Origin of the sequence: Paracoccus mutanolyticus, from assembly GCF_003285265.1 — a bacterium.
GTDB classification, from domain to species: Bacteria; Pseudomonadota; Alphaproteobacteria; order Rhodobacterales; family Rhodobacteraceae; genus Paracoccus; species Paracoccus yeei.
On the sequence record NZ_CP030239.1, the window covers coordinates 1,656,137 to 1,682,455 of the forward strand.

The 26,319-nt window shown below is 63.9% G+C and carries 31 protein-coding genes and 7 pseudogenes; 23 read left to right on the forward strand and 15 right to left on the reverse strand.

Features of this window, described 5'->3' with window-relative positions; genetic code table 11:
- Window position 1: 1 nt before the first annotated feature.
- The 3 genes and pseudogenes from DPM13_RS08895 to DPM13_RS08905 form a co-directional block, all read right to left on the reverse strand.
- A pseudogene (locus DPM13_RS08895) lies at window positions 2-687 on the reverse strand (IS5 family transposase); the annotation flags it as partial.
- A gap of 519 nt (window positions 688-1,206) precedes the next feature.
- Window positions 1,207-1,434 carry an ethanolamine ammonia-lyase subunit EutB gene (gene eutB / locus DPM13_RS08900; RefSeq protein ID WP_262983284.1) on the reverse strand — a complete coding sequence of 76 codons (228 nt, stop codon included), beginning with the start codon at window positions 1,432-1,434 and terminating at the stop codon, window positions 1,207-1,209.
- Window positions 1,435-2,027: 593 nt separating this feature from the next.
- On the reverse strand, window positions 2,028-2,432 hold the full coding sequence (locus DPM13_RS08905; protein WP_112887861.1) for a hypothetical protein: 405 nt from the start codon (window positions 2,430-2,432) through the stop codon (window positions 2,028-2,030).
- Window positions 2,433-2,847: 415 nt separating this feature from the next.
- Between DPM13_RS08905 and DPM13_RS19705 the strand changes: the two genes are divergently transcribed.
- Window positions 2,848-3,072 carry a hypothetical protein gene (locus DPM13_RS19705; protein WP_145963340.1) on the forward strand — a complete coding sequence of 75 codons (225 nt, stop codon included), beginning with the start codon at window positions 2,848-2,850 and terminating at the stop codon, window positions 3,070-3,072.
- 122 nt (window positions 3,073-3,194) lie between these two features.
- Here the strand turns inward: DPM13_RS19705 and DPM13_RS27680 are convergent, their stop codons facing one another.
- The gene (locus DPM13_RS27680; protein ID WP_449579270.1) at window positions 3,195-3,437 is read right to left on the reverse strand and encodes an ORC-CDC6 family AAA ATPase; all 243 of its coding nucleotides are present in this window, start codon (window positions 3,435-3,437) and stop codon (window positions 3,195-3,197) included.
- 150 nt (window positions 3,438-3,587) lie between these two features.
- On the reverse strand, window positions 3,588-3,743 hold the full coding sequence (locus tag DPM13_RS26820) for a hypothetical protein (protein ID WP_397246144.1): 156 nt from the start codon (window positions 3,741-3,743) through the stop codon (window positions 3,588-3,590).
- Window positions 3,744-4,056: 313 nt separating this feature from the next.
- Here DPM13_RS26820 and DPM13_RS08915 point away from each other — a divergent pair, with 313 nt between their 5' ends.
- Window positions 4,057-4,989 carry an IS5 family transposase gene (locus tag DPM13_RS08915; RefSeq protein WP_112887863.1) on the forward strand — a complete coding sequence of 311 codons (933 nt, stop codon included), beginning with the start codon at window positions 4,057-4,059 and terminating at the stop codon, window positions 4,987-4,989.
- A gap of 507 nt (window positions 4,990-5,496) precedes the next feature.
- On the opposite strand, the gene DPM13_RS27685 is transcribed toward DPM13_RS08915, so the two are convergent.
- Window positions 5,497-6,057 carry a hypothetical protein gene (locus tag DPM13_RS27685; protein WP_449579286.1) on the reverse strand — a complete coding sequence of 187 codons (561 nt, stop codon included), beginning with the start codon at window positions 6,055-6,057 and terminating at the stop codon, window positions 5,497-5,499.
- 412 nt (window positions 6,058-6,469) lie between these two features.
- Here DPM13_RS27685 and DPM13_RS08925 point away from each other — a divergent pair, with 412 nt between their 5' ends.
- The 9 genes from DPM13_RS08925 to DPM13_RS08965 all read left to right on the forward strand — a co-directional run bounded on the left by DPM13_RS08925 (window position 6,470) and on the right by DPM13_RS08965 (window position 13,741).
- Complete coding sequence (locus tag DPM13_RS08925) at window positions 6,470-6,829, forward strand: hypothetical protein (RefSeq protein WP_074991485.1); 360 nt, start codon at window positions 6,470-6,472, stop codon at window positions 6,827-6,829.
- Between the two features lie 29 nt (window positions 6,830-6,858).
- Window positions 6,859-7,317: an aminoglycoside N-acetyltransferase AAC(3)-Ih gene (aac(3)-Ih, locus tag DPM13_RS08930; RefSeq protein ID WP_011749427.1), complete on the forward strand. Its 459-nt coding sequence runs from the start codon at window positions 6,859-6,861 to the stop codon at window positions 7,315-7,317.
- A gap of 233 nt (window positions 7,318-7,550) precedes the next feature.
- On the forward strand, window positions 7,551-7,967 hold the full coding sequence (locus DPM13_RS08935) for a hypothetical protein (RefSeq protein WP_112887864.1): 417 nt from the start codon (window positions 7,551-7,553) through the stop codon (window positions 7,965-7,967).
- A gap of 448 nt (window positions 7,968-8,415) precedes the next feature.
- On the forward strand, window positions 8,416-9,093 hold the full coding sequence (locus tag DPM13_RS08940; RefSeq protein ID WP_112887865.1) for a DNA methyltransferase: 678 nt from the start codon (window positions 8,416-8,418) through the stop codon (window positions 9,091-9,093).
- Window positions 9,094-9,166: 73 nt separating this feature from the next.
- Window positions 9,167-9,457, forward strand: a complete 291-nt coding sequence (locus DPM13_RS08945) for a hypothetical protein (protein WP_112887866.1) — start codon at window positions 9,167-9,169, stop codon at window positions 9,455-9,457.
- 1,928 nt (window positions 9,458-11,385) lie between these two features.
- Window positions 11,386-11,796: a single-stranded DNA-binding protein gene (locus DPM13_RS08950; RefSeq protein ID WP_112887867.1), complete on the forward strand. Its 411-nt coding sequence runs from the start codon at window positions 11,386-11,388 to the stop codon at window positions 11,794-11,796.
- A 529-nt stretch (window positions 11,797-12,325) separates the two neighbouring features.
- Window positions 12,326-12,559, forward strand: a complete 234-nt coding sequence (locus tag DPM13_RS08955) for a thioesterase family protein (protein ID WP_223252472.1) — start codon at window positions 12,326-12,328, stop codon at window positions 12,557-12,559.
- A 479-nt stretch (window positions 12,560-13,038) separates the two neighbouring features.
- On the forward strand, window positions 13,039-13,242 hold the full coding sequence (locus DPM13_RS08960; protein WP_112887869.1) for a hypothetical protein: 204 nt from the start codon (window positions 13,039-13,041) through the stop codon (window positions 13,240-13,242).
- Window positions 13,243-13,540: 298 nt separating this feature from the next.
- Window positions 13,541-13,741 carry a hypothetical protein gene (locus DPM13_RS08965; protein WP_036749263.1) on the forward strand — a complete coding sequence of 67 codons (201 nt, stop codon included), beginning with the start codon at window positions 13,541-13,543 and terminating at the stop codon, window positions 13,739-13,741.
- 55 nt (window positions 13,742-13,796) lie between these two features.
- On the opposite strand, the gene DPM13_RS22785 is transcribed toward DPM13_RS08965, so the two are convergent.
- The 6 genes from DPM13_RS22785 to DPM13_RS08990 form a co-directional block, all read right to left on the reverse strand.
- Window positions 13,797-14,039, reverse strand: coding sequence for a hypothetical protein (locus DPM13_RS22785; RefSeq protein ID WP_223252473.1), 243 nt, complete (start codon window positions 14,037-14,039; stop codon window positions 13,797-13,799).
- Window positions 14,033-14,275, reverse strand: a complete 243-nt coding sequence (locus tag DPM13_RS22790; RefSeq protein ID WP_262983285.1) for a DUF2285 domain-containing protein — start codon at window positions 14,273-14,275, stop codon at window positions 14,033-14,035. The genes DPM13_RS22785 and DPM13_RS22790 overlap by 7 nt, the downstream gene beginning before the upstream one ends.
- Window positions 14,276-14,347: 72 nt before the next feature.
- Window positions 14,348-14,590, reverse strand: a complete 243-nt coding sequence (locus DPM13_RS22795) for a DUF7012 domain-containing protein (RefSeq protein WP_397246324.1) — start codon at window positions 14,588-14,590, stop codon at window positions 14,348-14,350.
- Window positions 14,591-14,606: 16 nt separating this feature from the next.
- Complete coding sequence (locus DPM13_RS22800) at window positions 14,607-14,942, reverse strand: transcriptional regulator domain-containing protein (RefSeq protein ID WP_317616422.1); 336 nt, start codon at window positions 14,940-14,942, stop codon at window positions 14,607-14,609.
- A gap of 75 nt (window positions 14,943-15,017) precedes the next feature.
- Window positions 15,018-15,281 (reverse strand): DNA -binding domain-containing protein, encoded by a 264-nt coding sequence (locus DPM13_RS08985; protein ID WP_112887870.1) that lies wholly within the window; start codon window positions 15,279-15,281, stop codon window positions 15,018-15,020.
- A 185-nt stretch (window positions 15,282-15,466) separates the two neighbouring features.
- Window positions 15,467-15,682 (reverse strand): helix-turn-helix domain-containing protein, encoded by a 216-nt coding sequence (locus DPM13_RS08990; protein WP_036749366.1) that lies wholly within the window; start codon window positions 15,680-15,682, stop codon window positions 15,467-15,469.
- Window positions 15,683-15,893: 211 nt separating this feature from the next.
- Between DPM13_RS08990 and DPM13_RS08995 the strand changes: the two are divergent.
- From DPM13_RS08995 to DPM13_RS22810, 5 genes and pseudogenes are all read left to right on the forward strand, one after another.
- Window positions 15,894-16,100: pseudogene (locus DPM13_RS08995) on the forward strand (helix-turn-helix transcriptional regulator); the annotation flags it as partial.
- A gap of 52 nt (window positions 16,101-16,152) precedes the next feature.
- Window positions 16,153-17,022 carry a replication initiator protein A gene (locus DPM13_RS09000; protein WP_189654888.1) on the forward strand — a complete coding sequence of 290 codons (870 nt, stop codon included), beginning with the start codon at window positions 16,153-16,155 and terminating at the stop codon, window positions 17,020-17,022.
- A 251-nt stretch (window positions 17,023-17,273) separates the two neighbouring features.
- A pseudogene (locus DPM13_RS09005) lies at window positions 17,274-17,767 on the forward strand (DUF2840 domain-containing protein); the annotation flags it as partial.
- A gap of 21 nt (window positions 17,768-17,788) precedes the next feature.
- Window positions 17,789-18,229: pseudogene (locus DPM13_RS22805) on the forward strand (DNA cytosine methyltransferase); the annotation flags it as partial.
- A 100-nt stretch (window positions 18,230-18,329) separates the two neighbouring features.
- Window positions 18,330-18,581, forward strand: a complete 252-nt coding sequence (locus tag DPM13_RS22810) for a hypothetical protein (protein WP_223252675.1) — start codon at window positions 18,330-18,332, stop codon at window positions 18,579-18,581.
- 221 nt (window positions 18,582-18,802) lie between these two features.
- Here the strand turns inward: DPM13_RS22810 and DPM13_RS22815 are convergent, their stop codons facing one another.
- Window positions 18,803-19,072 (reverse strand): hypothetical protein, encoded by a 270-nt coding sequence (locus DPM13_RS22815; protein ID WP_223252475.1) that lies wholly within the window; start codon window positions 19,070-19,072, stop codon window positions 18,803-18,805.
- Between DPM13_RS22815 and DPM13_RS09015 the strand changes: the two genes are divergently transcribed.
- The 5 genes and pseudogenes from DPM13_RS09015 to DPM13_RS09040 all read left to right on the forward strand — a co-directional run bounded on the left by DPM13_RS09015 (window position 19,071) and on the right by DPM13_RS09040 (window position 24,034).
- Window positions 19,071-19,673: a S26 family signal peptidase gene (locus tag DPM13_RS09015; protein WP_397246158.1), complete on the forward strand. Its 603-nt coding sequence runs from the start codon at window positions 19,071-19,073 to the stop codon at window positions 19,671-19,673. The two genes, DPM13_RS22815 and DPM13_RS09015, sit on opposite strands and share 2 nt — an antisense overlap.
- Before the next feature lie 34 nt (window positions 19,674-19,707).
- Window positions 19,708-20,043, forward strand: coding sequence for a DUF736 domain-containing protein (locus tag DPM13_RS09020; protein WP_112888738.1), 336 nt, complete (start codon window positions 19,708-19,710; stop codon window positions 20,041-20,043).
- A 111-nt stretch (window positions 20,044-20,154) separates the two neighbouring features.
- The gene (locus DPM13_RS09025) at window positions 20,155-20,742 is read left to right on the forward strand and encodes a lytic transglycosylase domain-containing protein (RefSeq protein ID WP_223252476.1); all 588 of its coding nucleotides are present in this window, start codon (window positions 20,155-20,157) and stop codon (window positions 20,740-20,742) included.
- 13 nt (window positions 20,743-20,755) lie between these two features.
- Window positions 20,756-21,487, forward strand: coding sequence for a hypothetical protein (locus tag DPM13_RS09030; protein ID WP_223252477.1), 732 nt, complete (start codon window positions 20,756-20,758; stop codon window positions 21,485-21,487).
- A gap of 831 nt (window positions 21,488-22,318) precedes the next feature.
- A pseudogene (locus tag DPM13_RS09040) lies at window positions 22,319-24,034 on the forward strand (relaxase/mobilization nuclease domain-containing protein).
- Window positions 24,035-24,354: 320 nt separating this feature from the next.
- On the opposite strand, the gene DPM13_RS22820 reads toward DPM13_RS09040, so the two are convergent.
- Both DPM13_RS22820 and DPM13_RS26825 read right to left on the reverse strand, forming a co-directional pair.
- Window positions 24,355-24,720 carry a type II toxin-antitoxin system VapC family toxin gene (locus DPM13_RS22820; RefSeq protein ID WP_112887873.1) on the reverse strand — a complete coding sequence of 122 codons (366 nt, stop codon included), beginning with the start codon at window positions 24,718-24,720 and terminating at the stop codon, window positions 24,355-24,357.
- A 124-nt stretch (window positions 24,721-24,844) separates the two neighbouring features.
- Window positions 24,845-24,910 (reverse strand): annotated as a pseudogene (locus tag DPM13_RS26825) (type II toxin-antitoxin system VapB family antitoxin); the annotation flags it as partial.
- A 205-nt stretch (window positions 24,911-25,115) separates the two neighbouring features.
- Here DPM13_RS26825 and DPM13_RS24985 point away from each other — a divergent pair.
- A complete protein-coding gene (locus DPM13_RS24985; RefSeq protein WP_262983286.1) occupies window positions 25,116-25,613 on the forward strand; it encodes a hypothetical protein in 498 nt (165 codons plus the stop codon).
- A pseudogene (locus DPM13_RS24990) lies at window positions 25,550-26,284 on the forward strand (type IV secretory system conjugative DNA transfer family protein). The gene DPM13_RS24985 and the pseudogene DPM13_RS24990 overlap by 64 nt, the downstream one beginning before the upstream one ends.
- The last annotated feature ends 35 nt before the right edge of the window (window positions 26,285-26,319 follow it).

The following is a 26,319-nucleotide window of genomic DNA, read 5'->3' on the forward strand; positions in this document are numbered from 1 at the left end:
GTTCGGCCTTGCGTTCGTATCTGACGGCGAGGCGGCGAAATTGGGAAAGCCAGGCGAAGCTGCGTTCGACGACCCAGCGATGCTTTCCGAGATGGGCGCTGCTTTCGACACCCTTTCGGGCGATGCGATGCTTGATACTACGTTTGCTGCAAGCCCGGCGGCAGCGGGCATAGTCGTAGCCCTTGTCCGCATGGAGCTTGCCGGGCCGCTTGCGTGGCCGTCCCCGCTTACCTTGGACAGGAGGAATGGCATCAAGCAAAGGCTCAAGCATTCTACTATCGTGGAGGTTGGCGCCGCTGAGACGCACCGTCAGGGGAATGCCCCGCCTGTCAGTGATGATGTGGCGCTTCGTGCCGGGGCGGCCGCGATCCGTCGGGTTCGGCCCGATGACGTCGCCCCCTTTTTTGCCGCGATGGACGCACTGTCCATGCAGGCCCGGCTCCAGTCCAGGTGACCGGCGCGGTGCAACTGGTGCAGCAAGGTCCGATGCAACTGGTCCCAGATCCCGGCCAACTGCCAATCTCTGAGCCTTCGCCAGCATGTCACACCTGAGCCACAGCCCATCTCGGCGGGCAACATCCGCCAAGGGATACCGCTCATCAGGACAAAGAGGATCCCGGCCAGGGCAGCACGGTCCGATATCCGAGGCCGCCCGCCTTTCGAGGACAGAGATATGGGTGGCAGCAAGGGTTCGACAGCCCGGCGGCATAGAGCCCGATGATCTAGTCATCCACCAAGTAGATCCGGGTCAGGCCTTACTTCACCAGCTCCGGCTCGAAACTGCAGTCACGGTCACGCGGAACCAAAAAGAACGGAAGAGCGTCGTCGACGGAAATCCTCGGCAAGTCACTCCCAGACGGTAGTGCCGGTGGATCTCCGCCAAGGCATACCATTATCGGCATAGCATGTGCCGTCGGCTTGGTCGCCGAAATCTGCCGCTTCCTACCCGCGCGGCCTTGCATCGCCGCGGGCCAGTTGTTCAAGGCTTTCCGGATTTGTTGCGAAGGGCACTCAGTGAGTTTCGAGGATTCCGCGCACGTTTTCGAAGACGACCCATGCCAGATCCACAGCTGAACTTTTCGATTTCCGCGCAAGACAAAATGCCGGGGAGGGGAACATGACAATATGTATTCTTGTAATTCGCTGAACGGATTCGCTGATTTGAGAGTAGAAAATCTTGAAAGGCGTGTCAGTTAAATATGTTATTTAGTGATTGGTCAGTTTCTTAAGGCTATTGTGATAAATTCTGCATGTTATTCTCATGATTGAGTTAATTCTTGTATTGCGCGTGATTATGACGATCAGTCTCGAACTTTGCGTCGGGATGGCAAAGGCCTGCCGCATCTCGTCCAGCGCCACCAGAAGCGCCTGGCAGTTCGCCAGATTGTCCGACGCCGGGTTGATGCCAATCACCGCATCGCCCGCGCCGTGCAACAGCCCGTCCACAACATGCCGCGATCGTCCCAATAGCAGAAATCGAAAGATCGGAAGAGCGTCGTGTAATTGAAAGATTGTAGATAAAGGCGGTCGCATACACATATGGCAGTGTTGCGCTTCAACGGGTAAATGGACTGGACGTTGCCCGCGTCCACGTTCAGGATGATTCCGGTCTTGTTAGTTGGCAGGACAGTTCGATCACGAGGAAAAAGACCCCATCTCGCTTCAATATCCTGCAAGCCAGCGAGACAACGAACCCTACCGTCTGAAAAGCTGTCTCACGATGCCGCGGTTCTTTTCCACGCTCCAGACATGCCGCTCGCCGCCAGGAATCGGATCCCGACCATTAGCGATCGGGCTCGATCTCCTCAACCAACCAGCGCATTCTTCAGAGTCAAAGCCGGAAGTGCGACCTAGCGGATTTGCGGGTGCTCGCGCATCGCTGATCACCAGCTTCACTCGCGATCCCGGCTCCTTTCGGTATCCCCCTCGTCCCGTTCGCTGAGCCGCGTCTTGGCCTCATCCACCTGGCTCAGCGTCATGCCCATGCCTTCGTGGCGCTCGGCTGCGGCCACAAGCGTGATAACAGTTCATGCGAATGGGTGGTGTCGGCGACCTAACGGCCTGGTCGTCGCCTCCTGTCTGCGACCCGCGACGACATCTGCCTCCAGCTCTTCCGCTTCGATGCCCCCCTGCCGAGCCCGCCGGTCGCTGAACGCGGGCTTCACGAAACGGGCGTATCGCATCTGTGTTTCGTGACCGATGACATTGCGGCCGACCACGCCAGGCTGACGGCTGCGGGCTGCCGCCACGCTGAGGTGCGATCCTCGAAGCTCGGCACTGATCAGAGCGAGAGGCCCGGCATCTGCTCCGAGAGGCTTCCCGGTGCTCAGGATCGGAATCACCTCGAAAAAATCGATCGACAATTGGCATGCAATACACGTTTGCCAAGGCAACGCAAACTCAATTGCTCCCACACGATCTTCGATCAGCATCGTCGACTCTGCGATTGGTCAGGAATTTGTAGTCGAATTGCGCCATCGCAACGCAGATTCACTAGCGCCTGCGCACCGAATGACGCTCTAGACCGAATAGCGGTGGTGATGAACAGTTCGTTTCATGTGGTTTCTCCTCCTCGTGAAGAGATACCCATAGCGTACGCCTAGCCGCAACACCTCCTCAATTCTTGGCGCGAACTTTGTTATTCAAGTTGAACAGCTTACTGTTCGGTGGCGGATGGGTGTAGCTGTCTCAGCAGTGCGATGCAGGGAAAAGGCGCTTCATTTTTATTAGAGTTGAAAATGGACTTGGCGTAAACGACGTAGCCGGTTCGAGACATCATGGCACAGATCCTTCGTCGCGCCCTACATCTTTTCCGCGCTGCGCAATGCCCATGCCCTGGCCTGGAAGGTGATCGTCGTCGCCGAGATCTTCGGCGCAGCCCGCAAGGGCTTTGGCGCCAAGTTCGAACATGCCTGGGAATACATGCTGATGACCGCTTTAGGAAAAAGACGAGTAGCTGCAGATCGGAATGAGCACAAGTCTGAACTCCAGCCACTAATCGATCTCGATATTCCCGTCGTTTCTTTCGGAGAGATTGCCCAGGCAACGTTTAGTTCTTGGAACGAGAATTAAAGCCATGAGGCTCTGGCTTTAGAGCTGTTCAGGGCGGTGCACCACTCAGGGTATTATAACGTACCTACCGCCAGCGAAGCGAAGGCACCGCCGATTAGGATCGGAAAATTCCTTCAGCCAATTCATCTGAGTTCAGAGGGCCCAAGCGCGATCCACAACTCCCCTGATGCGGCTTCATCCGATAATCGCTGATTTGCCATTTCTGACTGATTATAATCAGAAAGATTGATCTCCTGGTAATCGTGAGGGGATTCAATCCGGGTATTGTAAACTGTGACCATTGTTTTGTAGGCGGTGATCTGCGCAGCGATTTTAAGTGTGCAAAGCCCGGAATTCAGATTGGGACCCGCTCCGCTGATCACCATACCGGCCTTCGGATTCTCAAAGCGCCATTCCGCGCTTGCCTAGTTTTGAATTTTCAGTTTTGGGTAATTCGGGAATTTGAAGTGCTGGTAATTCATGATCCACCAATGGTAGAAGAAGATCGTCGAAGCCGTAGAGCTCGCCATTGTATGCTAATGTTTCTGATTTAAACCCATGCTTGCGCAAAGTCGTCGACGACGAAGTTCGCTGCGCACCCGCGGCCAGTCGCCCAGCCCCAGCCGGATCGCGAGTTGCGCGCCGGGGTCGATGGCCTCGCTGCTTTCGCCGGTCCGCAACTGCAACTGCACGTCCGGGCAGCGCTCGCGGAAGCGGTCAAGCCGGGGCAGCTGCGATTTCTAAGGAGCCGCAATACGACTTGTGCGCCGATGGCGAGTACGAGAAGGTGTTCATTGAAGAACACCTCGCCATGACGATTGTCGAATCTTGCAAGCTCACTAATTTGTGCTTGTGTCTCTCGGAATGAAACATATAGGGAGAGGAAGGGGAGATCACTCAATGATTTCCCCGTAACCAACCGCTGGCAATCGGGCTCGAGATGGCTCTGTTGCACAAATCCTGAGAGGGATTCATCTTGTGGATCCAGCGTGGTAGCTGGACGGCATGAGCAAACCTACACCGCCAACCTACAAGACCAGGAACTGGCCCGCGTACAATAGAGCGCTTAAGCGTCGGGGTTCGCTGACGATATGGTTTGACCCCGCCATGACTTGGGAAGCCGAGCCCACCGGCAAGCGTGGCCGCCAGCACGACTATAGCGATGCCGCCATCCAAACCTGCCTGACGATGAAGGTTTTGTTCGGCCTGGCGCTAAGACAGACCACTGGGTTCGTCGAGAGCCTGCTACGGCTGATCGGTCTGGACTGGGCGGTGCCGGACTTCAGCACGCTTAGCCGTCGCCAGAAAACCCTGAAGGTCAGCATTCCCTATCGTGGGTCGGATGGGCCGCTGCACCTGCTGGTCGACAGCACTGGCATCAAGGTTGAAGGCGAAGGCGAGTGGAACGCCCGCAAGCATGGCGGCGCTAAACGCAGGGTCTGGCGCAAGATCCACATCGGAATTGACGAGAAATCCTTGGAAGTCCGGGCAGCTGGATTCACCACGAGTGGGATCGGTGATGCGCCCATACTACCTGAGCTGCTGGACCAGATCCCGCCCGATCAGGAGATCGCCACCGTCACCGCCGACGGTGCCTTCGACACGCGCAAGTGTCATGATGCCATCGCTGCCCGGGGCGCCGCCGCAATCATTCCGCCCCGAAAGAACGCCAAGCCCTGGAAGCCCGACACCGCCGGGGCCATCGCTCGGAACGAAATCCTGCGCACATCGAAGCGCGTCGGTCGGACCATCTGGCGACGATGGAGCGGCTATCACCGCCGAAGCCGGGCCGAGACCAAGATGCACTGCGTCAAGTTGCTGGGCCAACGCCTGTCCGCGCGGGACTTCGACCGTCAGGTGGCCGAGTTCCAAGTCAGGGTCGCCGTGCTCAATGGCTTCACCGCGCTCGGCATCCCAGTCACGGAAGCCGTGGGATGAGGCTGTCTCGGGAAAGGGCTACTCCGACCCTCAGCCGATTTGTGCAACAGAGTCGGACTGGGTCAGCGAAGATAACCTTGTCCGTGTCGTCGATCTCTTCGTCAATGACCTCGATCATGGCCTCCTTGGGGTTTCATCGTCATGCATTCCGGTTGCGCAGATCGCAACGACCCGATTGGCGTCGACCTACGAGCATGAAGAATACGAAAGATTAATCGGAGCAAGTACTACTGGCGCGGCAATCAGCTCCTCGAAGTACGCCGGAGTCACGGCCAAGCCGTTATAGCGCGAACAGGAAGCCGAAAAAACATCTAGTAGATGTGTAGCCGATGGTTTCCGTATCCAGCCGCAATAGTGTAAACGATATTGGCGAGGGCTTAGCGGCAGAGTTGACACGAGGCCAGGATGCCCACCGGGGATCTTGTCCGTCGCCCCAGCAGGGCCGAGGCACAAGACCCTCGCAGGACAACGACGAACAACGAGACGGTGCGAGGAGACGGAGTCACGCTACGGAACACTCCGTCGAGAGAAAACGATCCGGCCCATGCGCCTTGACCGAATATCCTTCACGGGGCCGGGGCCGCGGAACGCGCCTGCGGGCGTGTTGCCATTCTTCCTTCGGGCGCGACGCATGACGCGCGGATCATTGCGCGCCGCATCCCGGCGGCAATGCTGTTCGTCAAGTCCATCGGCGGGATAAGCCATGACGTCCGCGAGGACACCCCCGAGGAGGATATCATCCTGGCAGCCGAGGCCGTAATGACACCATATGCTGCAGAACAACTCTGCGAACAACTCTGACTTTCCGACCATCACGGCCCGGGGCGGATACGAGGCGATCTGCTTGCCGAAATGCTCCTCGAAGGAATAATCGGCGAACTCCAGCCCCTCCTTGGGCCCGTTGGTCCATCTGTCGCCACATGAATACCGCACCAAGGCAAGGGCCTGCACGGAGGGATGGGAATGGATGAGAAGGATGTTCTGCGCGTGGCGCTGGACTGGGAGGTGGACGGGATCGACCCGCCACGGTCCTTTGGCGGCTGGAATACAGGTCGCGTGATCCAGCACCGACTCATGAAAGCCTGATGGAGGACGATTTCGACACCCCACCGGCAAATCCGGGCCAGCCGACCGCGGGATAATCCGGGCCAGCCGGAGAAATTGCTGTAAATACTTCATTTACAGGCAAACTCCGATGTCTGGGACGAAGAGACAGGTGTGGCTCGGGAGATCTTTGGCGTGAAGCGGTCCGATCGCGCCTCGCACATCGCTCTTATACCCAGGAGACCGCGCCTGCCAGTTGGTCATCAGGTCCAGCGCCGGGGTTCGCATCCAGTTCGCGGATCGCGAGGTCGAACGGGGCGGCGCCTCCTGACATTCAGCCGATGGATGGTCAGCCGAGGAAGCAGGTCTCCCGTTGCGACCCTTCCCCGGCCTGCGCGAAGCTGACCATCCACCCGACTCTTGCCACGACGCCCCCATGACCGAGATCGCAACGCACCCCCGGATCAAGCTGTCGAAGCTGCGCGATATCGGCTGGTCGCTCTGGGACCCTATCGGGTTGCTGGACCCGGAAAGCCCGGCGGGCAGATGGGACGACGAAGCCAACCTGTCCTTTGCGGACGAATACGACAGCTATCTGGTTGCGGCGGCCTCGCAACTGCGCCGGGGAACGTCCCCCGATGAGGTCGTTGCGTTTCTGGTCGAGATCGAGACCGAACATATGGGAATGGGCGACAACCAGAGCGCCCGGTCAAGGGCGGAAGCGGTCGTGGATGCGATCCTCGCCGACGAGACCATTTGGACATGGCCCGACGCGCAGGGGCGGTTCAGGGTATAATACACCTGAAGCATGAGGAGGAGTTGCCGATGTCCGTGTCGATCAGGTGCCTGGACCGATCCGACGTTTCCGTCCTGCGGCAGATGAACGCCTTGTTCGGGGATGCCTTCGACGATCCGGACACCTACCTGGGAGAGCCGCCGGACGACGCCTATCTGAGCGGCCTTCTGGCCGGGGATCATCTCATCGCGCTGGCGGCCATGGACGGCGCCGTCGTCGTCGGCGGCCTGATCGCCTACGAGCTCGAGAAATTCGAGCGGGCGCGTTCGGAAATCTACATCTACGATCTTGCTGTCGCCGAGACCCACCGGCGGCAGGGCATAGCCACCGCGCTCATCGGTGCCTTGCAACGGATCGCGGCCGAACGGGGCGCCTGGGTGGTTTACGTTCAGGCCGATTACGGGGATGAACCGGCCATTGCCCTCTATACCGGGCTTGGAAAGCGCGAGGACGTCCTGCATTTCGACATTCCGGTCGATGCGGGATAGTTGACGGACCTCATGAGCGCGTGGGCTGGCGGCTTGTCGCCGACCGTTGGCCATTTCCGGCATCTATCCGCATGATCTGTCCGGTCTTCCCCCGTTCGCTTGACCCGTCGCCGTGTCATAGGAATGCTGTTTGCGATAACAACGGCGTAGTGAAACTTTGGTCGCAGGCGTAGCGTACATCCTCTGGCAGCCTGACGTGAACGATCCCTGATTCCCTTGGTTCGGAGGCGTCCATGATCCTGATCCTGCTTGCCGTCATGCTCACCGCCGTCGCCTGTGTGATCGCTTGGTATCTGGCCATCTACGCGCTGCCGGTGATGGTCGCGGTCGAAACCTTCCGATTCATCCACGCCACCGAGGCAGGGTTCCTGCTCTCGGCGCTTGCGGCAGCTGCCATGGCGCTGCTGTCGGTGGGGCTGGTGCTTCTGGTGCTGTTCAAGGCGAAGAACCCGATCCTTTGCCTGCTGGCGCGGGCCGTCTTCGTGATTCCGGCGATGATCGCCGCATATGCCGTCGTGCATGGCGTTACCCATGATGCCATCGACTCCGCCATCGCCCTGAAGCTGCTTTGCGGCACCGCCGGCCTGATCACCGGTAGCGCCGCGCTGATCAATCTGAACGGCTTCGGGGAACTGGCGCCGCAGGGCTGATCCGAGGGGGCGGTACTGACGGACATTTCCGCCTGCCGCCTTTTTCCTGCCGCATCGAGCCAAGGTGATCCGCGCCCGGCGCGCGGATCGCGGTTGTGCGGAAGCCGGGCAGGGGGCTCGACCGGGCCTTGCCCGGCTCACCCCCGGCCCGACGGTTTTCCCGTTTCCTGGATTTGTCCGCCACGCATCCGCCTGTCTGGCCGTCAAAGGGCAGGCGCCGCCTTCGGGCGTCGTCGGGGCGCAGGGCCGTGTCCTCGCCTGCGGCTGCGGGCCGCCCCACCCCTGCGGCCCGACCCATGACCGCCAGCCATGCGGCCGCGGGTCGGGCTGCGCCCTCACCGCTCTGCCTCCGGGGAAACATGCGTTTCCCAACGTCAGACCGGTGAGGCGCGGCCCATCGGCGGATCAGGACAAGGGCCTTCCGCCCCGAACCCGAAAGGACAGAGACATGACCGGCAAGGCCAACACCCCCCGCAATCTTATCATCAATGCCGATTGCATCGAGGCGATGCAGGCTTTCGGCACCGGAACCGTGGACTTCATCCTGACCGATCCGCCCTATGTGACCCGCTTCCGCGACCGGCGGGGCCGCACCGTCGCCAATGACGACAACGCCCGCTGGCTGCGCCCGGCCTTCGCCCAGATGCACCGGGTTCTGAAGCAGGGCGGTTTCTGCGTCAGTTTCTACGGCTGGAACAAGGTCGATTTGTTCGTGGAGGCGTGGAAGGCGGCGGGCTTCCGCATCGTCGGGCATCTGGTGTTCCGCAAGCGTTACGCCTCATCCGCCCGCTTCCTGCGCTATGAGCACGAACAGGCCTATCTGCTGGCGAAGGGCGATCCGGCATTGCCCGCCCGCCCCGTGCCCGATGTGCTGGACTTCCCTTATACCGGCAACAAGCTGCACCCGACGCAGAAGCCGGTGGCGGCGCTGCGCAAATTGATCGGCGCGTTCACCCAGCCGGGCGATCTGGTGCTGGATCCGTTCAGCGGCAGCGGTTCCACGCTGGCGGCGGCGCATCTGCTGGGCCGCGATTGGCTCGGGATCGAGTTGGACGTTGAGCATTACCGCACCGCCGGCCGGCGGATGGCGGCCTTGCAGGAGCGGGACCGGAAGGCGGCCGCATAGGCCAGACCCCCAATCCAACGGCGCCCGTCATGGGGCGGGCGCCCCCCAACAGCTTCAAGGAAAGGATTTCGGCATGCGTTGGATTGTCACGAAGGATCATCACGGCGGTTGCATCGGATTGGGCGAGGACGCCGACGGCGTTCCCGCACGCGGCAAGCCAGAAGACGGCGACGCCCTGCCGGCGGAGTTCCGGCTCTACACCGCGCGCGGCAGGCTGCTGTTCGAGGGCCGTTGCGGCGACATCGCGGCCGACTGGTGGCACGGCATGGAGCCGCTGCTTTACACTTGGACCACGTTCCGCTGCCGCCGGCTGACCTGGCGCCCGGTTGGGACGGACGAACCTTGGCGGCCGCTGCGCCCGTAGACCCCAAGCCAGCCCACAACACTACGGCCGCCGATCCATCGGACCGGCGGCCGTCGCGCGTCCGATCCCTGCCGCACGCCCGCACAAAATCGCGCTCGCCGGGCATGGCCCGGCTCGCAAGACAAGGCGAAGATATCGGCAGACGCGCCAATGGCTGATGCGAACGGCGCGAATGGCGCGGCGTGATCCGGACGGGGGAGACCACCCATATCGGTGAAAGGAGGACGGGAAAGGCGGATAGCCGCTGTCAGCGTACGCACGCTAAATTCCGAAATATCAGGCGTCATTCTCTCAACATATCCAAGATTGTCATGTTCATGTCTGATCGGCAACTTCTTCCATGTCGCGCGGAATGGCCGCCGTTTGGTAAGGGGACCATGACCCCGATACGCGCTTCGTAAAGCGCCTTGGGATCCGAGCTCTGGCCCCGCCAAGGTTCCACCCGGATTTTGCAGTATGGGCCAACCTATTTCTACACTAGGATCATCCAAGCTGTAACCAAAGCTGTTCGTCCCGAAGCTCGGCCTGGTTCATGAAGCAACGGCGGCTGAAGATCACTGGTCCATGAGCGTGAGTGCCTGATGAAGACGGTGCGAGCAATCCCTTGCATCGCGGACAGCAGCGCACCAGCGTCATGGGGGTGCCTTCGGCGGTGTTTTTCGTGTTCACCTTTTGCGCCGTCGTCTGGCCGTTCACGGTTACGAATAACGGTTGTAGACGTTGAAGACCACGACCATAATGTGAAGTTCAAAAGAGCATGGCCAGCGGGATATGTCAGACAATTTCCCTATCCTGAGTGGCGAGATACGCGACATGCAAACAGCTTCACGCATTCAGATGCAAACGAGGTGGAATGAATGGCTGGACACACAAATGGACTGGAATGGAACTTTCATTAAGCAATGGACTGGAATCAAACGGAATGGAATGCATGTATGCAATCAAATGGTCATGGAATAAAATAGAATGAAAGAGATATCTTGCTTGCCAACAGTCTCGAGCCTTTCTTTGAACACATTGATACAATATCCAGAATCCTTGCTCTTTGATAATTAATCTGAACATGTGCAGGATAGTGCGGCCATTTTCATTCATCATTTTAAATATTTATAGTTGTATGGTGCTGTGAAGCCGTGAGTCAGGAAGTTCGACGTGCAGGCAATCAATCGTCGTCCAAGCGAAGCAAACCCAGGCGCATTCATGCAGGGGCAAACACGCGTGTCCATGAACAGCTCACTGGCTGGAACTACCGGTCCTTCGCGTCCCCGCGCAAGCAGTCGCCCGCCGCAGGCACCGGGCACCGTCTTGATCTTCCTCGATCTGCGGCCTCCAGAGTACGGAAATCCTTCATCCCCCCAACTTTCGCAACCCCATGATCCCTGCCGTCCGCATCCTGCCATTCCGTGCCGTGAATGCCTGCCGCGCTGCGACCAGCCTCATGCCAGCCCCGCAATACTGCCGGACGATCCAGCCCAGTGCCGATGAGGTGGCAGCCATGCCATCCCGCGCCCCCGGCCCGACAGCCAATCCTTCGCGTCCCGAACGACCCGGCCTTCCGGCGGCAGGCGCAAGGCTGACCAGCAAAGGGAAGCAAAGCGGCACCGCCGCGGGTGGTGCCGGTCCGGGGGATTCCCCGACCGGACGGCACCGGCGAGAACGCCGCCGTTCTGCGATCTGTCCCCGTCATGCCCCCCGGACGAACCAATCCCTCCGCCTGTCCGATCCCCTAACTCCGTGCGGTTTTCACCGGCAACCCCCAAGGCTCCGGACCGTGTTGCCGCGCGAGGCGCGCGGCTGCCCGCCCCACTCCGAAGCCTTGCGGGCAAGCTGCCGCCCGAAGGGGGCGTCAGTTGCAGGTGCCTCCCGACGGACTTGGCCGGGTCTCGTCGGAGGGAATGGTCCCTCCGGTGAAGCAACGGAGACACACAATGCAGAACATCGTCATCCTCGCCGGCACCATCCGTCAGGCCCCCGAAACCCGCACCACCCGCACCGGCACCGATGTCACCCGCTTCAAGCTGGTCACCTCGCGCCCGCGCTATTCGGAAGGCCGGGTTGTGCGCGACGAGAAGGGCTATCGGGTCGAGGACGCGGAATGGCACCGCGTCGTCGCCTTCAACGGCCTGGGCCGGACCATCCAGCAATATTGCGACTCCGGCACGAAGGTTCTGGTGCGCGGCCGCATCCACTACACGAAATGGCAGGATGCGGACGGCAACGACCGCTACGGCTGCGAGATCGTCGCCGAGACGGTGGATTTCCTGAGCCGGGCGCCGCAGTCCGAGACCGAAGACGAGGACGAAGGCCGTTTCATCGACGAAGACGACATCCCGACCTGAGCGGGAGGCCCGGAGGCCCGGCGGTTCCAGCCGCCGGGTTTTCCCATGTCCGCACCGGATCGCCCTGAGACTGCGCGGGCAAGAGAAGGCTTCCCCGGCCGGATCGACCGGCCGGAAAGCCTCCGGTGGGGGGCACCCCCCGCGGACCTTCCTTCCCCCAAATCCCAATTCTACTCCCGTGAAGAAGAAACAGGGGCTGCGGGAAGGACGAGCGGTGCCCGGATTGCGGCTCGGGCGCCAAGCCGCAAAGCGAGGGCTATTCGTCGCGCCGACGGTGCGGCCTCCTCCCGTCAGAACGAACCGCCCCAGGACATGACCAGCCGAGCACAGCCCCATCGACCCCGGCAGCCCGGCCTAACCGGCTCAACAGCCAACGCGGCTGACATGGCTGAGCTGCACGACCGAACTGGCCGCGCGGCGGCTCGCCGAGGCGCCGATTACCTGCATGGCGGCTACGACGAGGCACGGCGACGTGCTCGCCATCCGAGAACCTGGAGCCGCACGACGCTGGACGCGAGCGATCCGCGCCATGGAGATCGGCGCCGGCCCGGACTATATCGCCCAGGGCCGCAGCTATTTCACGGTGGAAAGCCATGTCCGCTATCTGGATGAAGTCCGGGCAGGCGAGACCTTGACCATGACGACCCAGGTGCTGGCCGGGCAGGGCAAGCGGCTGCACCTGCGGGAGGCGGCCCCGCCGCCTCCCGCTTCCGCACCGCCAGCCGAAGCGCCGCCGGCTGGATCGACCGGTCGGCGGCGCTGACGAAAGGGGGGCGTGCCGCCGACCGGCCGGAAAGCCTCCGGTGGGGGGCACCCCCCGCGGACCTTCCTTCCCCCAAATCCCAATTCTACTCCCGTGAAGAAGAAACAGGGGCTTGGGAAGGAAGGCTTGGGAAAAGACAGCGCCACAGCGCCACCGATGGGTTTTGCATTACCGTCGGCGCATGGTCGCGAACGGCGCGCTTTGCTTCAGAGCAGAGGGGGGAACGGGTGTCCGCTGGCGAATGGGGTGGCCATCCGTGGGCGTTTCGGCGGCAGTGTTAAGGGGTTAAGAAATCATCTAAAAGACTGAAAATAATGGATAAAACATCGCAATCGGCTTGCGTTAGCGCCTTGTTTTTGCTAGACTATTCGTAAGGCGCGGAGGTGGTCGACACCAGCCGGCGCCATGCCCCCGCAACGCGGGGTCGGGGTGGTGAAAGGGGTCGAATGGATCGCCCCCGAAGCCCGGAGAGACGCCCGATGCATACCGCGACATTTGAGATCAACATCCCCAGCAACCCGCTGGCCCGCTGCATCAACCTCGAGGACATCGAGATGGGCATGGACGCGGACACCGGGGTCAAGGCCCGCGCCAGCCGCGACAGCGTGACCCTGACGGTCATTGTCCACGCAACCGATGCCGCCGACGCCGCCAAATGGCTGCGGAAGGCGGGCATGATCTGACCACCGCCAGCGGAAGCGCCGGGAACGGCGCGCGCATAAGCCGAGGAGAACCGGCATGACCACCGCCAAGGATCATCCCCTTCGCCGCCGCCCGCGCTGCCGCAACGGATTTGGTCGGGATGACCGGCCGACGTATGCTCGCGCACGAACATGCCGGGCAGGATCGACGCGGTTCTGTTCGCGCAACGGAAGGCGATCATCACGGTCGAGGTCGAGATCGAGCATCTGCCGACCCCGGCCCAGCTGGCCACGAGCATCGGCTGAGCGGTTCAGCCCAACCCCAGAACGGAGGACGCCGATGACCTGTGAAACCGAAACCACCGCCCTTGCGGCGAAGATCCACGCGGAATGCGAATTCGGCTTCGACCGCAACGACATCCACGAAGCCCTCGAACTGCTCGGTCAGATGGTCGAATACGGCGCCACCACCCCGGCGGAGATCGAGGCGTTCCTCCGCCAGCGCCGGGAGCGATACGAGGCCGACCTCGCCAGCAGCTGATGTCGCCAGCGAAGGTCGGTTCAGCGCCGCTGGCGCTGGCCGCCCCGCAACAAGGTCAGGTATTCGCCGCCGACCAGGGCCCGCGCCTCGACCAGACCGGAGAGACATCATGAACCACCCGAGCACCGTGACCGAACTGATGGCCGAAGCCGCCAACGCCTAGATCGGGACGCCCGTGCACCGTGTTCGAGGAACTGGAACATTCGCAGGCGATGCAGACCGTGCAGCCATTGGCCTTGAGCTTGGCCAGATGCCCCTGCACGGCGGCGATCTCCTCCTCGACCGAGCGGATCAGCACGCCTGAAGCTGCGGCGGCAATCGGTTCAGAGCCGCCGGCGCGGCTTGCCCCACAACAGCGTGAGATACTCGCCGCCGATCATGGCCCGCGCCTCGGCGAGGATGCGGGCAATGCCGGCGCTCGGAGGCCGATTTCCATTCCGCGGCGCTGAGCCCGCTAAAATCCGTCCGGAACAGCACGCCGGCGATGTCCCGGCGGGAGGCGCCGGATTCGGCCCCATCCCAGGCACGCAGCATCAGGGTGGCGCGGTGCCGCTCGGATGCCGAAAGCGCCTGCAGGGACGGGATCGGGCTTGACCGGCCTGCCGGTCAGCAGGCGATGAAATCGCCGGAGCTGTTCAGCCGGAGCATCAGATCCTCGTCGAGCGGCACGACGATCGCCAGCCGGATCCGGGCCATGCCGTGCGGAAACCAGAGCCGGTGATCGCCGCCCGCATCGGCGACAATGCCGTGCAGCCCGTCGTTTGTCCGCAAGACCGGCGCCAGCGGCAGATCGGCTGGATTAAGCAGCGGTGGCCGGTCATAACCTTCAGGTGCGGCGGTGAGGATCAGGGTGGAGGGAAGCGCATCAGGGTGCCAGAGCGGCCGGGCTTCCGATACCGGAAGGGCCGGATCGACCGGGAAACATCAGCCCCCAGCGGCGGGCCATCCGGGCGATCTCCTCTCTCGTGCTGTCGGCAACGGGCGCCCCACGCCCTATATGCTTGCGGATCCTGGAATATTCCGCGCCATAGCGGCGGTTGCGGCGCAGGAACTGGAAGGTCATCCGGGCACGGTCGAGCGTCCGGAACCGGTCGTCATAGCCCGGTGACCTCCAATCGGTGGAAGGCGGCATGGCTCTGCTCCCCATCGGAATAAAGGCGGGTCGGAACCCGTGATTATGCAGACATGCGGATTCACGCATAGATTGTGCTCGGGAATGGCGGATATGCCGACGCCACCCCAAAGACGCGGACAGATACCGCTGCCGTTCCCTGCCCTAGCGCATGTGCGGTTTCAGCAACTGACGGTAGCCTGCCTCGGTCATCCAGCGCGCCCGGGCCAGATGGCTGCTATGGATGCGCTTCGCCCGGTCGGGATCGGCGGCGACGTCGAGGCCGAAGACGATCCGGGCCACCTCGCGCCAGTCGGCCCCTTCCTCCTCTGCGTCAAGCAGTCGCAGATAGGTGGTCAGATGGGCCTCGTCATAGCCGGTCAGCCGCTCGGATTGCGGCGGGGTTTCCTCGAAGGCGTCGGCAGCCATTGGGCTCTCCTCTATCGGATCCGTGCCCAGGATGAAGAACGCGGCGATCCCTTTCTAGGGGAACGATCCGTGCCGCGTATCGGGATTTTTCGAATACGCACATTCCGGAACGAACATGACGGCGGTTTGACGGTCGGCGCAAACCTGCGAATCCTCGGAAAAACGGGCGAACAGCTGCCGAAAGCTCACGTCCGGTCGCGGCGGAGCAGTTCCACCGGATCGACCTCCAGCACCGCGGCGAGCTTTTCCAGCATGTCGACCGTCGCCGCGTTCTCCTCGCGCTCCAGCATGCCGACATAGTTCCGGTTGATGTCCGCACGGTCGGCAAGCTCCTCCTGCGACAGGGATTTCTCCTGTCTCAGCCGGCGCAGATTCCTGGCAACTCGCTCCCGCAGTCTCATGCCGGAGGAGTCGCCGGGCACCCGATCCGGCGCCACCTAGTATAATGGGGATTCGTGAGAGGGGAAAGCTTTTCGTTGACCGGGTTCCGGCCGCCAGCGAAGGGGGTGGCGAAAATCGGGCCGTCACTCTGTCACTCCGGCCCGGTGCTGCTTTTGCGCCATCGTCGTCGCAATCCCGGCTCTCCGGTGGGTCTTGCGACGGAGTCTGACGATGCAGAACGAACCCGATCCCGACTGGCCGCGCTTCGTGCGCACCGAGGAAGCCGCCCGGCTTCTGGACCTCTCGCCCCGCACGCTGGAAAAGCATCGCTGCGGCGGGACCGGTCCGGTTTACCGCAAGCTCGGCGGCCGTGTCGTCTACACCATCGCCGACCTGCGCGCCTGGATCGAAGGCTCGGCGCGGCAATCTACATCGGAGATGGCAAGTCGCCCGCCGCCCGACCGATCGGTGCCGGACGGGGAATGGCGCGATGACCTCTTCGCTGTCCCTGCGCCGCATCTGCGACGGCCGGCAGATGGAACTGTTCCGGCCGGTCGCCCGCGATATCGCCGCGCGCGATTCCCGCGACCTGATGTCCTGGCCGTTCTTCTCGCTGGCCAAGTCCCGCCGCGTTGTGCCGATCGATTTCCACATGGGCTCGGTGTCGATCCGCGTCGAGGCGACGCCGGAACACGGCATGGCGACGATCTGGGATGCCGACATCCTGATCTGGGCCGCCAGCCAGATCGTCGAGGCCCGCAACCACGGCTTGCGGACCTCCCGGCTGATGGCGGCGACGCCCTACGAGATCCTGACCTTCATCCAGCGTGACGATTCCGCCCGCAGCTACCTGCGGCTGAAGGCGGCGCTCGACCGGTTGCAGTCGACGACGGTCGCCACCTCGATCCGCCAGCCGGCGGAGCGGCGGCGGCACCGCTTTTCTTGGATCAACGAATGGAAGGAACTGCTCGACGACCGGCGCCGGCCGCTCGGGATCGAACTGATCCTGCCGGATTGGTTCTATGCCGGGGTGATGGACGACGCGCTGGTCCTGACCATCAACCGGGCCTATTTCGACCTGAAGGGCGGGCTGGAGCGCTGGCTCTACCGGCTGGTGCGCCGCCACGGCGGCCGGCAGCCCGGAGGCTGGAGTTTCGACCTTCGGCATCTGCACCTGAAATCCGGCAGCCTCTCGCCCTTCAAGCGCTTCGCCTTCGAGATCCGGGCCATCGTCCAAAGACAGCCGCTGCCCGGTTATCGCCTATCTCTCGGTATCGGTTCCGACGGGCTGCCGCGGCTGTGTTTCCAACCCGCCCCCGCCAATCCCTTTACCGCCGCGCCTCGCGCTGCGCGTCGGTGAACCGCCCCGGGTTTACCGGAGAGTTTGTGGTTCACTGATTAGGCTGCTTTTTCGGCAGCATTCAAGGTTTCGTGGAAAGCCTCCTCAGCTTCGTTCGGCGTGATGTAACCGATGAATGCGAACAGGAATTCAGCCCCTCCTAACTTACCTAACTTAAGGAATCCTAACCTTGTAGGCGCGTGGCAGGCGGTGGAAAATACCGATTTGTCCCTTAATTCGTGGACTGGCAGTGCCATGAATGGGGGTGACGAATGAGTGTTCGTCACCCTGAGAAGCCGAGGCCAGATCCTGCTCCGCTTACCCTTGTCGACCTGATCTGGCGGGAGAAGCGGGTCGAGCAGTGGCTGCGTTTCGGACGCTTCTGCCATGAGCACCGGATCGACCGTCAGCGCCGGACCGTCGGCTTCGCACCGGGCAGCGCCTTCGCCGTCGTGCGCTGGGCGGGCAACGATTACGGCACCGTGGTCTCCCGCCTCGACATCCTGCGCGCCGTCGGGGCGGGCGAGCCGTTCCAGACGCTGCCCTCCATCCGTCCGGGCGCCGAGATCCTGCTGCGGGTCAGCGGCTGGCCGAAGGTCGAGCGGGTGCTGCAAGCGGTCGACGCCGTCGAGGCGCTGGGCATCGACGCCACATGGTCTCGCCGGAGCATTGGCGGCATGTCCACAACCGTATGGCTGCGGGGGAGCCGTTCCGGACCTACACCAAGGCGCAGCACGCCGCCTGGCTGAAGCGCCGGAAGGTCGGGGCATGCGCCGCCGCGCCATGGATGCGGGTACTCGACCTCTTCAGCGGTGCTGCCGGCGGTTGGACCCTAGGCCTGCACCGGGCGGGGCTCAATACCATCGCCGCCTGCGAGATAATCGCATGGCGGCGCATCCTCTATTCGGAGAACTTCCCGCATGTCAGACTCTATGACGACATCCGCACCCTCACGGCAGCTCGACTTGTTTCCGACCTCGGATGTCTGCCCGAGATCGTCGTCGGCTCGCCGCCCTGCCAGGACATCAGCAGCGCCAACACGAAGGGCAAGGGGATCAAGGGCGAACGCTCGGGCCTCTACCTCGAAGCCGTCCGGCTGGTCGGAGAGTGCCGCCCTCGCTGGTTCGCTTTTGAGAACAGCAGCAATCTCCGAACTCGCGGCGCCGACCGGCTGCTCGATGAGTTGGACGCGCTCGGTTACGCCTGCTGGCCGTGCGTGGTGGGTGCTGCGGATATCGGCGCCAACCATGTCCGCAAACGGTCCTGGCTCATCGGCTGCGATCCCCAGAAGCTTGCCGACACCCGTGTCGCAATCCCAGCAGGGTGGCATGCGGCTGGAAGGCGGATCGGGGGCGCGGAGGGCGATGAAGGAGTCGGGCCTCTCCGACCTGTTCCGCAACCGTCCGCTGCCGACGCCGATGGCCTCGGACGGGATGAAGGACGGCGCCGGCGGCGGCGCGGGCTCGACATATCCGCTGCGGATGATCCTCGCCACACCGCGCAAGACGGATGCGGATCGCGGCGGCCGGGGCGATGTGCTGAGCCAGTTGCAGGGCCACAACAGCCGGCATGCGGGGTGACTGCGGCATTCCAGGAGCGCCCGAGATCCTGCCGACGCCGACGAAGCGGGACAGCCGCATGGACGACTGGAGCCCGGCCTACGACCGCCGGAAATCCCCGACTATGGACGCGGTGACGGACGGGGCAATGACGGACCGGGCGCCGGACAAATGGGCCGGGGCGCGGGCGCTGGCGGCGATGCTCAGGAGCCATGGCCTGACTGGAACGGCGGCATTGCCCATCACATACGGGTGGATGATGGGATTTCCGCCTGGCTGGCCGCACGCGCATTGCGCTCGGCAGCCGCAAGGGGACGTCTGCGGCCAGCCTGATCGTCGAAGCCTTCGGCGATGCGGTGGTGCCACAGATCCCGGAGGCCATCGGCCGCGCCATCCTGCGCAGCGAGGCTGCGCTGAATGCGGTGCTCGGGGACGCATCCCCGAATGACGCGGTCACCGCAGTCGAGGCATCCATCTGCGCAGACGGCGGTAGTGCCGGTGCGGATGGTCATGCACCCGCCGACGGTCCTGCGGATCGCGGAGGCGCGTCATGATCCGCAGAACCCGCACCGCATACCTCGCCGCAACCGGCCTTGCCGTGCTGGTGATCGCGGCATTTCTGTCACCGAGATCGCGCCCCGGCTGATCTGGAACGCGTCCGCCAGTGTGCCCATCGGCCTTTATGGCCTTGCGGCCGACGACACCGCCATCGGCGATCTGGTCGCTGTCACGCCGCCCGGACCGCTCGCCCAGTTCGTCACGGCGCGCGGCTATGTCGGCCCCGGCGTGCCGCTGCTGAAGCGCGCCGCCGCCCTTCCCGGCACGCGGGTCTGCCGCAGCGGTGACACGATCACAGTCGACGGCAAGGCTATCGGCAAGGCGCGCGGATGCGACAGCCTCGGCCGACCCTTGCCCATCTGGCAGGGCTGCCGGGTGATCGGTGGCGACGAGATCTTCCTGTTGAATCCGGGCGTCCGCGACAGTCTCGACGGCCGTTATTTCGGCCCGCTCCCCGCCGCTTCCGTCATCGGCCGCGCGATCCCGCTCTGGCTGCTCGGCGAAGGTGATCGTCATCACGACCAGCCCCCGCTGCTTGCCTCTCCACCTAGCTGATTTCACCACCAACCGAAACCGAAGGGACCAAATGATGCCACAGATCGGCGAATTCACCCGCACGCAATCCGGCTACGAGGGCCGCATCCGCACCGTCACGCTCGACCTCGCACTGGTCTTCGTGCCGACCCACAATGCCGATGTCGAAAAGGCGCCGGATTACCGGATTCATTTCGTCAGCGAGGACGGTCCGGAGATCGGCGCCGGCTGGACGCATAGCGGCGAGAAGGCCGGGACATACATCTCGGTCGCCTTGGACGATCCCGTCTTCGTGCAGCCGATCCGCGCCAGGTTGTTCCAGTCGGACGAGCAGGGCCGGATGTGGAGCCTGCACTGGTCGCGCCCGAGAAAGCGCGACGAGCGGGATTGAGCCATGCGGATATTCGTTCATCAACATGACAACGGGCGGGCTGGTGCCGCCCGCCGCTTCGCCGTCCTTCTTCTTTCCGGCCTGAGTTTCGCCGTCGCCCCGACTGCCGGCTTGCTGGCGCAGCCCGTGCAGCCTGTCGAGCAGCAGAACAGCGATCCTTTCGCCGCCCATGTCGCGGAAGCCTCGCGGCGCTTCGGCATTACGCCCGCCTGGATCCGCGCCGTGCGCCATGTCGAAAGCCGGGGTAATCCGCGCGCGGTGTCGCCCAAGGGCGCCATGGGCCTGATGCAGATCATGCCGGAGACATGGGCGGCGCTGCGCGCCCGCCATGCACTCGGCAGCGATCCGTTCGATCCGCGCGACAACATTTTTGCGGGCGCCGCCTATCTGCGCGAGATGCACGACCGCTACGGCACCATCTCCGGCATGCTGGCGGCCTACAATGCCGGGCCGGGCCGCTACGACGAATATCTGGTCTCAGGCCGGGCCCTACCGGCCGAGACCCGCGCCTATGTCGCCACGCTCGCGCCGCTGCTGGGCGGCGACCCGCTTCCTGGCAGCCCTCCTGCCGCCGCGCCGCCGCTGGATTGGCGCGAGGCTCCGCTCTTCGCGGGCAGCATGGCCGGCGGCCCGGATGCGGAACGGTTGCAGCCCGGCGAATCCTTTGGGGTCCGATGCAGAACCAGCGCAGACCGATAGCGCCGCACTGCCCATGCAACGCAGTTCACTGAACCATCCGACGACGTTTCTGCCACCCGCCCGTCGCAATCCAACGGACTGTTCGTCCGCCGATCCGACGCGGGACCAGCGCAATGAAAAATCATTCCATTCATTACGTCATCCCCCTCAGCGGAGGGCTCAACCCATGAAGATCGCCTATGCGGACCCGCCCTATATCGGCTGCGCACATCTCTACCGCGACCGGTCCGATTACGCCGGCGAGGTTGATCATGCGGCACTGATCGCGCGGCTCGAACGGGATTACGACGGCTGGATCCTGCATGCCGCCGCGACGCCGCGCTCGTTCGCCGTTCTCGCACCGCTGGTCGAGCCGACGGGCGCCCGGTGGATGGCCTGGGTGAAGGGTTTCGCCGCCTTCAAGCGCAACGTGCCGGTCGCTTATGCCTGGGAGCCGGTGATCGTCAAAGCCGCGCGCAAGCCTGCGGTCAGCAAGCGGCTGGTCCTGCGCGACTGGCTCCAGGAGAGCATTACCCTGCGCCGCGGGCTGACCGGCGCCAAGCCGGAAGCCGTCTGCCATTGGGCCTTCGAGATGGTCGCTGCGCGGCCCGAGGATACGCTCGATGACCTGTTTCCCGGCACCGGCGCCGTCACCGCCGCATGGCATTCCTGGCAACGGAAATTCACCCTGCCGGACGATCCTCTGCCCGATTTTCCTCAGCCCGACAGCGCCCGTCGGGGACGATCCCGCCGAGGAGGCTCGTGATGAGCGTATCGTAATTATCCTGGCGACAACCGCGCTGTAGCGTACGAACAGCGCAGGAACGGGCGGCGCGGCGGAGTCGACGGCGATCGGTGGGAAGCGCGACGAGCGACGGCTTCTATCTGTCGCGCGACTATGAGCCGCGCCCGCAGCAGGGCGCCGCAGCATCGCCCGCAGCAGGGCGAAGTCGATCTGATCGGCATTGCGATAGCGCACGCAGCGTTTGCCGCATCGAGCCCGCGCCGCTCGCGGAACCGGTCACGGTCAGGGGGCCGAAAAGCTGGCGGCCTTCGGGCACCTGGATGATGCCCATTTCCACGACCTCGGCCGGGCCCAGCCCGGTGATGTCGTGCCCCTCGAAGGTGATGCCTGGCGGCAGGCGGCGTAATGCCCGCAGCTTTCGAGCGGTCCCGCAAGGTCTGCGCCAACGCCTCGGAAATCTCGATCCCTTCGGCCATTTGACGGGCATGTTCCGCATAGGCGCGTTCACCCGGCAGCCGCACCGGCTGCGATCCGCTGGGCCGCGACGCATGGCAGCGCGCGCACCGGCCGGTCGTCGCCCAACGACACTCACGTCGCGAGGATGCGATGATCCTCGTGCGAAATCGCAGGCGCTCCCGAGGACCGGCGCGGGGCGTCGGCGTGGCGGCGAGGGCCAGCCTCGCCTTCAGAAAACATGCAAGATAAAAGCCCGCGATGTGCGGGTCGGGCGGTCGGGGGTGTTTGCCGGGTTTTCGGGGCATTTCCGCACATCGCGGTGCCAAACCGCACCTCGCAGTTTTCCGGAATATGCAGGGTCTTGAACGAATCCCGCACCTCGCAGGAGATAGGCCCATGAGCAACGAGGAGGCTTTCCGCATCCGCCCGGGGCGAATCCGCTCCAGCCGCAGCCAGCGCGCCCGGCCGTTGGGCCCAGGCGCTGGTCGCGCACAGGGCGGGCGGGCGCGTCTCGCGCAACGGCATCGTCGTGGCGCCGGGCGCATCGCTGCTTGGCCGGGGCCGAACTGCTGCCGTCCGCGCCAACAGGCTGATCACCCGGCGCACGCGGCTCTGCACCGTCAAGGTCCGGGTGGTCCGCAGAACCGGGCAGGCCGCGGCACTGCCGCGGCATCTGGGCTATCTCGGCCGCGACGGCCCCGCGAAAAAGCCCGCATGTTCGATCCACACAGCGACGATGCCGACATCAAGGAGTTCGCTGAGCGCAGCAAGGACGACCGGCATCATTTCCGCTTCATCGTCTCGCCCGAGGATGCCGCCGACATGGCGGACCTGAAGCGGTTCACCCGGGAGTTGATGGTGCAGGCGGAAAGGGATCTCGGCACGGAGCTCGACTGGATCGCCGTCGATCACTGGAACACCGACAATCCCCATGTCCATGTCATCCAGCGGGGGCGGGCCGATGACGGCAAGGATCTGGTCATCTCCCGCGACTATATCCGCGAAGGGTTTCGCGACCGGGCGCAGGACCTGATCACCCGGGAACTGGGGCCGCGCCATGACCATGAGATCCGCCGTAGCCTGATGCGGCAGGTCGAGGCGGAACGCTGGACCGCGCTGGACCGCCAGCTTCTCCGCGACGCCGGCAAGTCCGGCATCATCGACATGGCACCGGGCATCGACGGTCCGCGCGACGATTACCTGCCGCAGAAGGTCGGCCGGCTGCGGCATCTGGAACGCCTCGGCCTGGCCGATCAGGTCGGGCAGGGGCAATGGGCGATCCGGCCAGAGGCCGAGAGCGTGCTGCGCGACCTCGGCGAGCGCGGCGACATCATCAAGCGCATCCATCGGGCGCTGTCGAGGCAGGGGATAGATCGCGGGGTTGCCGATTATGTCTTCGCCAGCGAGAAGGCCGATGGCCCGGTTCTCGGCCGGCTGGTCGAGCGCGGCCATGACGACGAGTTGAAGGGCAGCGCCTATGCGGTGATCGACGGCGTGGACGGGCGCACCCATCACATCCGGCTGCCGCATTTCGACGCCGCCGGCGACAGCGCGCTCGGGTCTATCATCGAGTTGCGGTCTTACGAGGATGCGCGTGGCGAGCGACGCGTCGCGCTGGCTGTTCGTTCTGACCTGGACATCCGCGCTCAGGTGACCGCCAGCGGGGCCACCTGGCTCGACCGGCAAGCGGTCTCTCGCGATCCCGTGCCGCTGTCGGAGGCCGGTTTCGGCATCGAGGTGCGGCAGGCGATGACGCGGCGCGCGGAACACCTGATCCAGGAGGGTTTGGCCGAGCGGCAGGGCAGCCGCGTGGTCTTCGCCCGCCGGCTGCTCGACCGACTGCGCGACCGCGAGGTCGGCGCACTGGCCGAAAAGCTCGTTGCCGAGACCGGCTTGCCCTTCGAGCGGGCACCGGTGGCGAACTGGAATGCTGTCACTTGCTGGCTTCGCCATGATCGCGCTGTTTCTGGCGCTGATCCGATGGACTGGGCAAGCTGGTCCCGTGGACGCCCTCGCTGGACCGGCATCTTGACCGGCACGTCTCCGGCGTCGCCCGCGCGGATGAGCGTCGTGGACTGGTGCTTGGGCCGAAAGCGCGGACTGGGATTGTGATGGCGTTCGGGGACAGCCGCTTTCGGGATGCGATAGCGGCCGGGACGACGATGCACATGCCGACCTTTGTCGACTGCCGGGCGATCCCGGCGACCTGCGGTTTTGGTCCTGTTTCGCATCCGCCCGCGCGTTGCGAGGTGGCGGGGTTTCCCTCAACGTCACGCGGCTGGAGGGCATTCCAAGCTCGCCTAGCCAGGATCCCAGGATTTCCTCGTTGCTTCTTGAACTGGCGACCGCGCAAGGGCCGGAGGATGGCGGGACTGGAAGTCGCTGAGATGATCAGCAGCGAGCGGGCGGGTGGGATCGATCAGGGACATGGGTCATCCTTTCGGGAGAAGGTCGAGGCGTTTTGCCGCCGCGCTCAGCCGCCGGTCGCGGGTCCAGAGCGTGGTGCCGGGGACGAGCAGGGTGGCGGCGATCAGATGCGCATCGACATAGCCGATGCCGAGGCTGAACAGATGACGCGCTTCGATCAGCGCCATGACCTCGGCATGGCTGGCCGATGGGGCTTGCGGCAAGCCCTGCATCGCGGCGATGACGGTCTCCCGGTCCTTGAGACTGCCGAGCGCCAGCTCGCCGATGACGAAGGGATGCGCCAGCACCAGCCCGGCATTCAGCAGATCGGCCAGTTCCGCATCGGCCGCGCGCAGGTGGTCGATCCAGATCGAGGTATCGACGAGGATCACGGCGCCGGCTGCCGGCGCGGGGCCACCGTGCCCGTTTATCGCTGCCACCAAGCAGGGCGAGCCGTCGGGCGCTCTCGCGCTCGATCAGAGCCTTCAGCCCCTCGCGCACCAAGACGGCCTTCTCGCCGATGCCGGTGAGGTCATGGGCTTGCCGGAGCAACTCGTCGTCAAGATTGAGGGTCGTGCGCATGATGATGCCTCCGAAAGCGATGCATCGAATATAGCATCATCAGGTGCCGATTGCGATGCATCGCAGGAAGCCTGCGCGCCGCAGCCCGCCGGTATTTTTATGCTGCTCTGCGACGGGCTGCGATCAGCGCGAAGATCGCGGTTGCAACCCGCGACGGGCGCGTTCTCCTCAATGTGTCGGGATAGCAGCAGGGAAACCAGATTTCATGTCCGGCACGAAGATCCTCTGGGGCCAGATCCTCATCGTCTTCCTGATCGTGCTGATCTCGGTCTGGACGGGCACGCAATGGACGGCCTGGCGGCTCGGCTTCCAGCCCCAGCTCGGTCCGCCCTGGTTCGATCTCTGGGGCATCCCAGTCTATTACCCGCCGGCGCTGTTCTGGTGGTGGTATTTTTACGACGCCTATGCCCCCCGCATCTTTGTCGAGGGCGGCATCATCGCGGCCTCGGGCGGTTTCCTCGCCATCGCCGTCGCCATCTTCATGTCGGTCTGCGCGCGCGCGAGGCCGAATATGTCGAGACCTACGGCTCGGCCGATGGGCGGGGCCGAGGAGGTCCGCAGGCAGGGCTGCTCGGCCCCGACGGTGTCGTGCTCGGCCGATACGATCAGGACTATCTGCGCCACGATGGCCCGGAGCATGTGCTCTGCTTCGCCCCCACCCGCTCCGGCAAGGGCGTCGGGCTGGTGGTGCCGACCCTGCTGACCTGGCCGGGCTCGGCCATCGTACACGACATCAAGGGCGAGAACTGGCAGCTCACGCCGGGTTCGCGCTAAGCATGGCCGCGTCCTGTTGTTCGATCCGACCAATGTCAGATCGCCGCCTACAATCCGCTGCTGGAAGTCCGGCACGGCGAATGGGAAGTGCGCGACGTCCAGAATATCGCCGATATCCTCGTCGATCCCGAAGGCTCGCTGGAAAAGCGCAACCATTGGGAAAAGACCAGCCACGCCCTGCTGGTCGGCGTCATCCTGCATGTGCTCTATGCCGAGGAGGACAAGACCCTGGCGCGGGTCGCCGCCTTCCTCTCGGACCCGCGGCGCTCGATCGAGGCGACGCTGGCAGTGATGATGAAGACCCCGCATCTGGGCGAGGCCGGACCGCATCCGGTCATCGCCAGCGCCGCGCGGGAACTGCTGAACAAATCCGAGAACGAACGATCCGGCGTGCTGAGCACGGCCATGTCCTTCCTCGGCCTCTATCGCGACCCGGTCGTCGCCCAGGTGACCAGCCGCTGCGACTGGCGCATCGCCGATCTGATCGCGGGCGAGACGCCCTCGACGCTCTATCTGGTGGTGCCGCCTTCGGACATCTCGCGCACCAAGCCGCTGATCCGGCTGGTGCTGAACCAGATCGGCCGCTTTGTGGCCCGCTGAGCGGCTCAAGACCCCTGCCCTGTTCCTGCTCGACG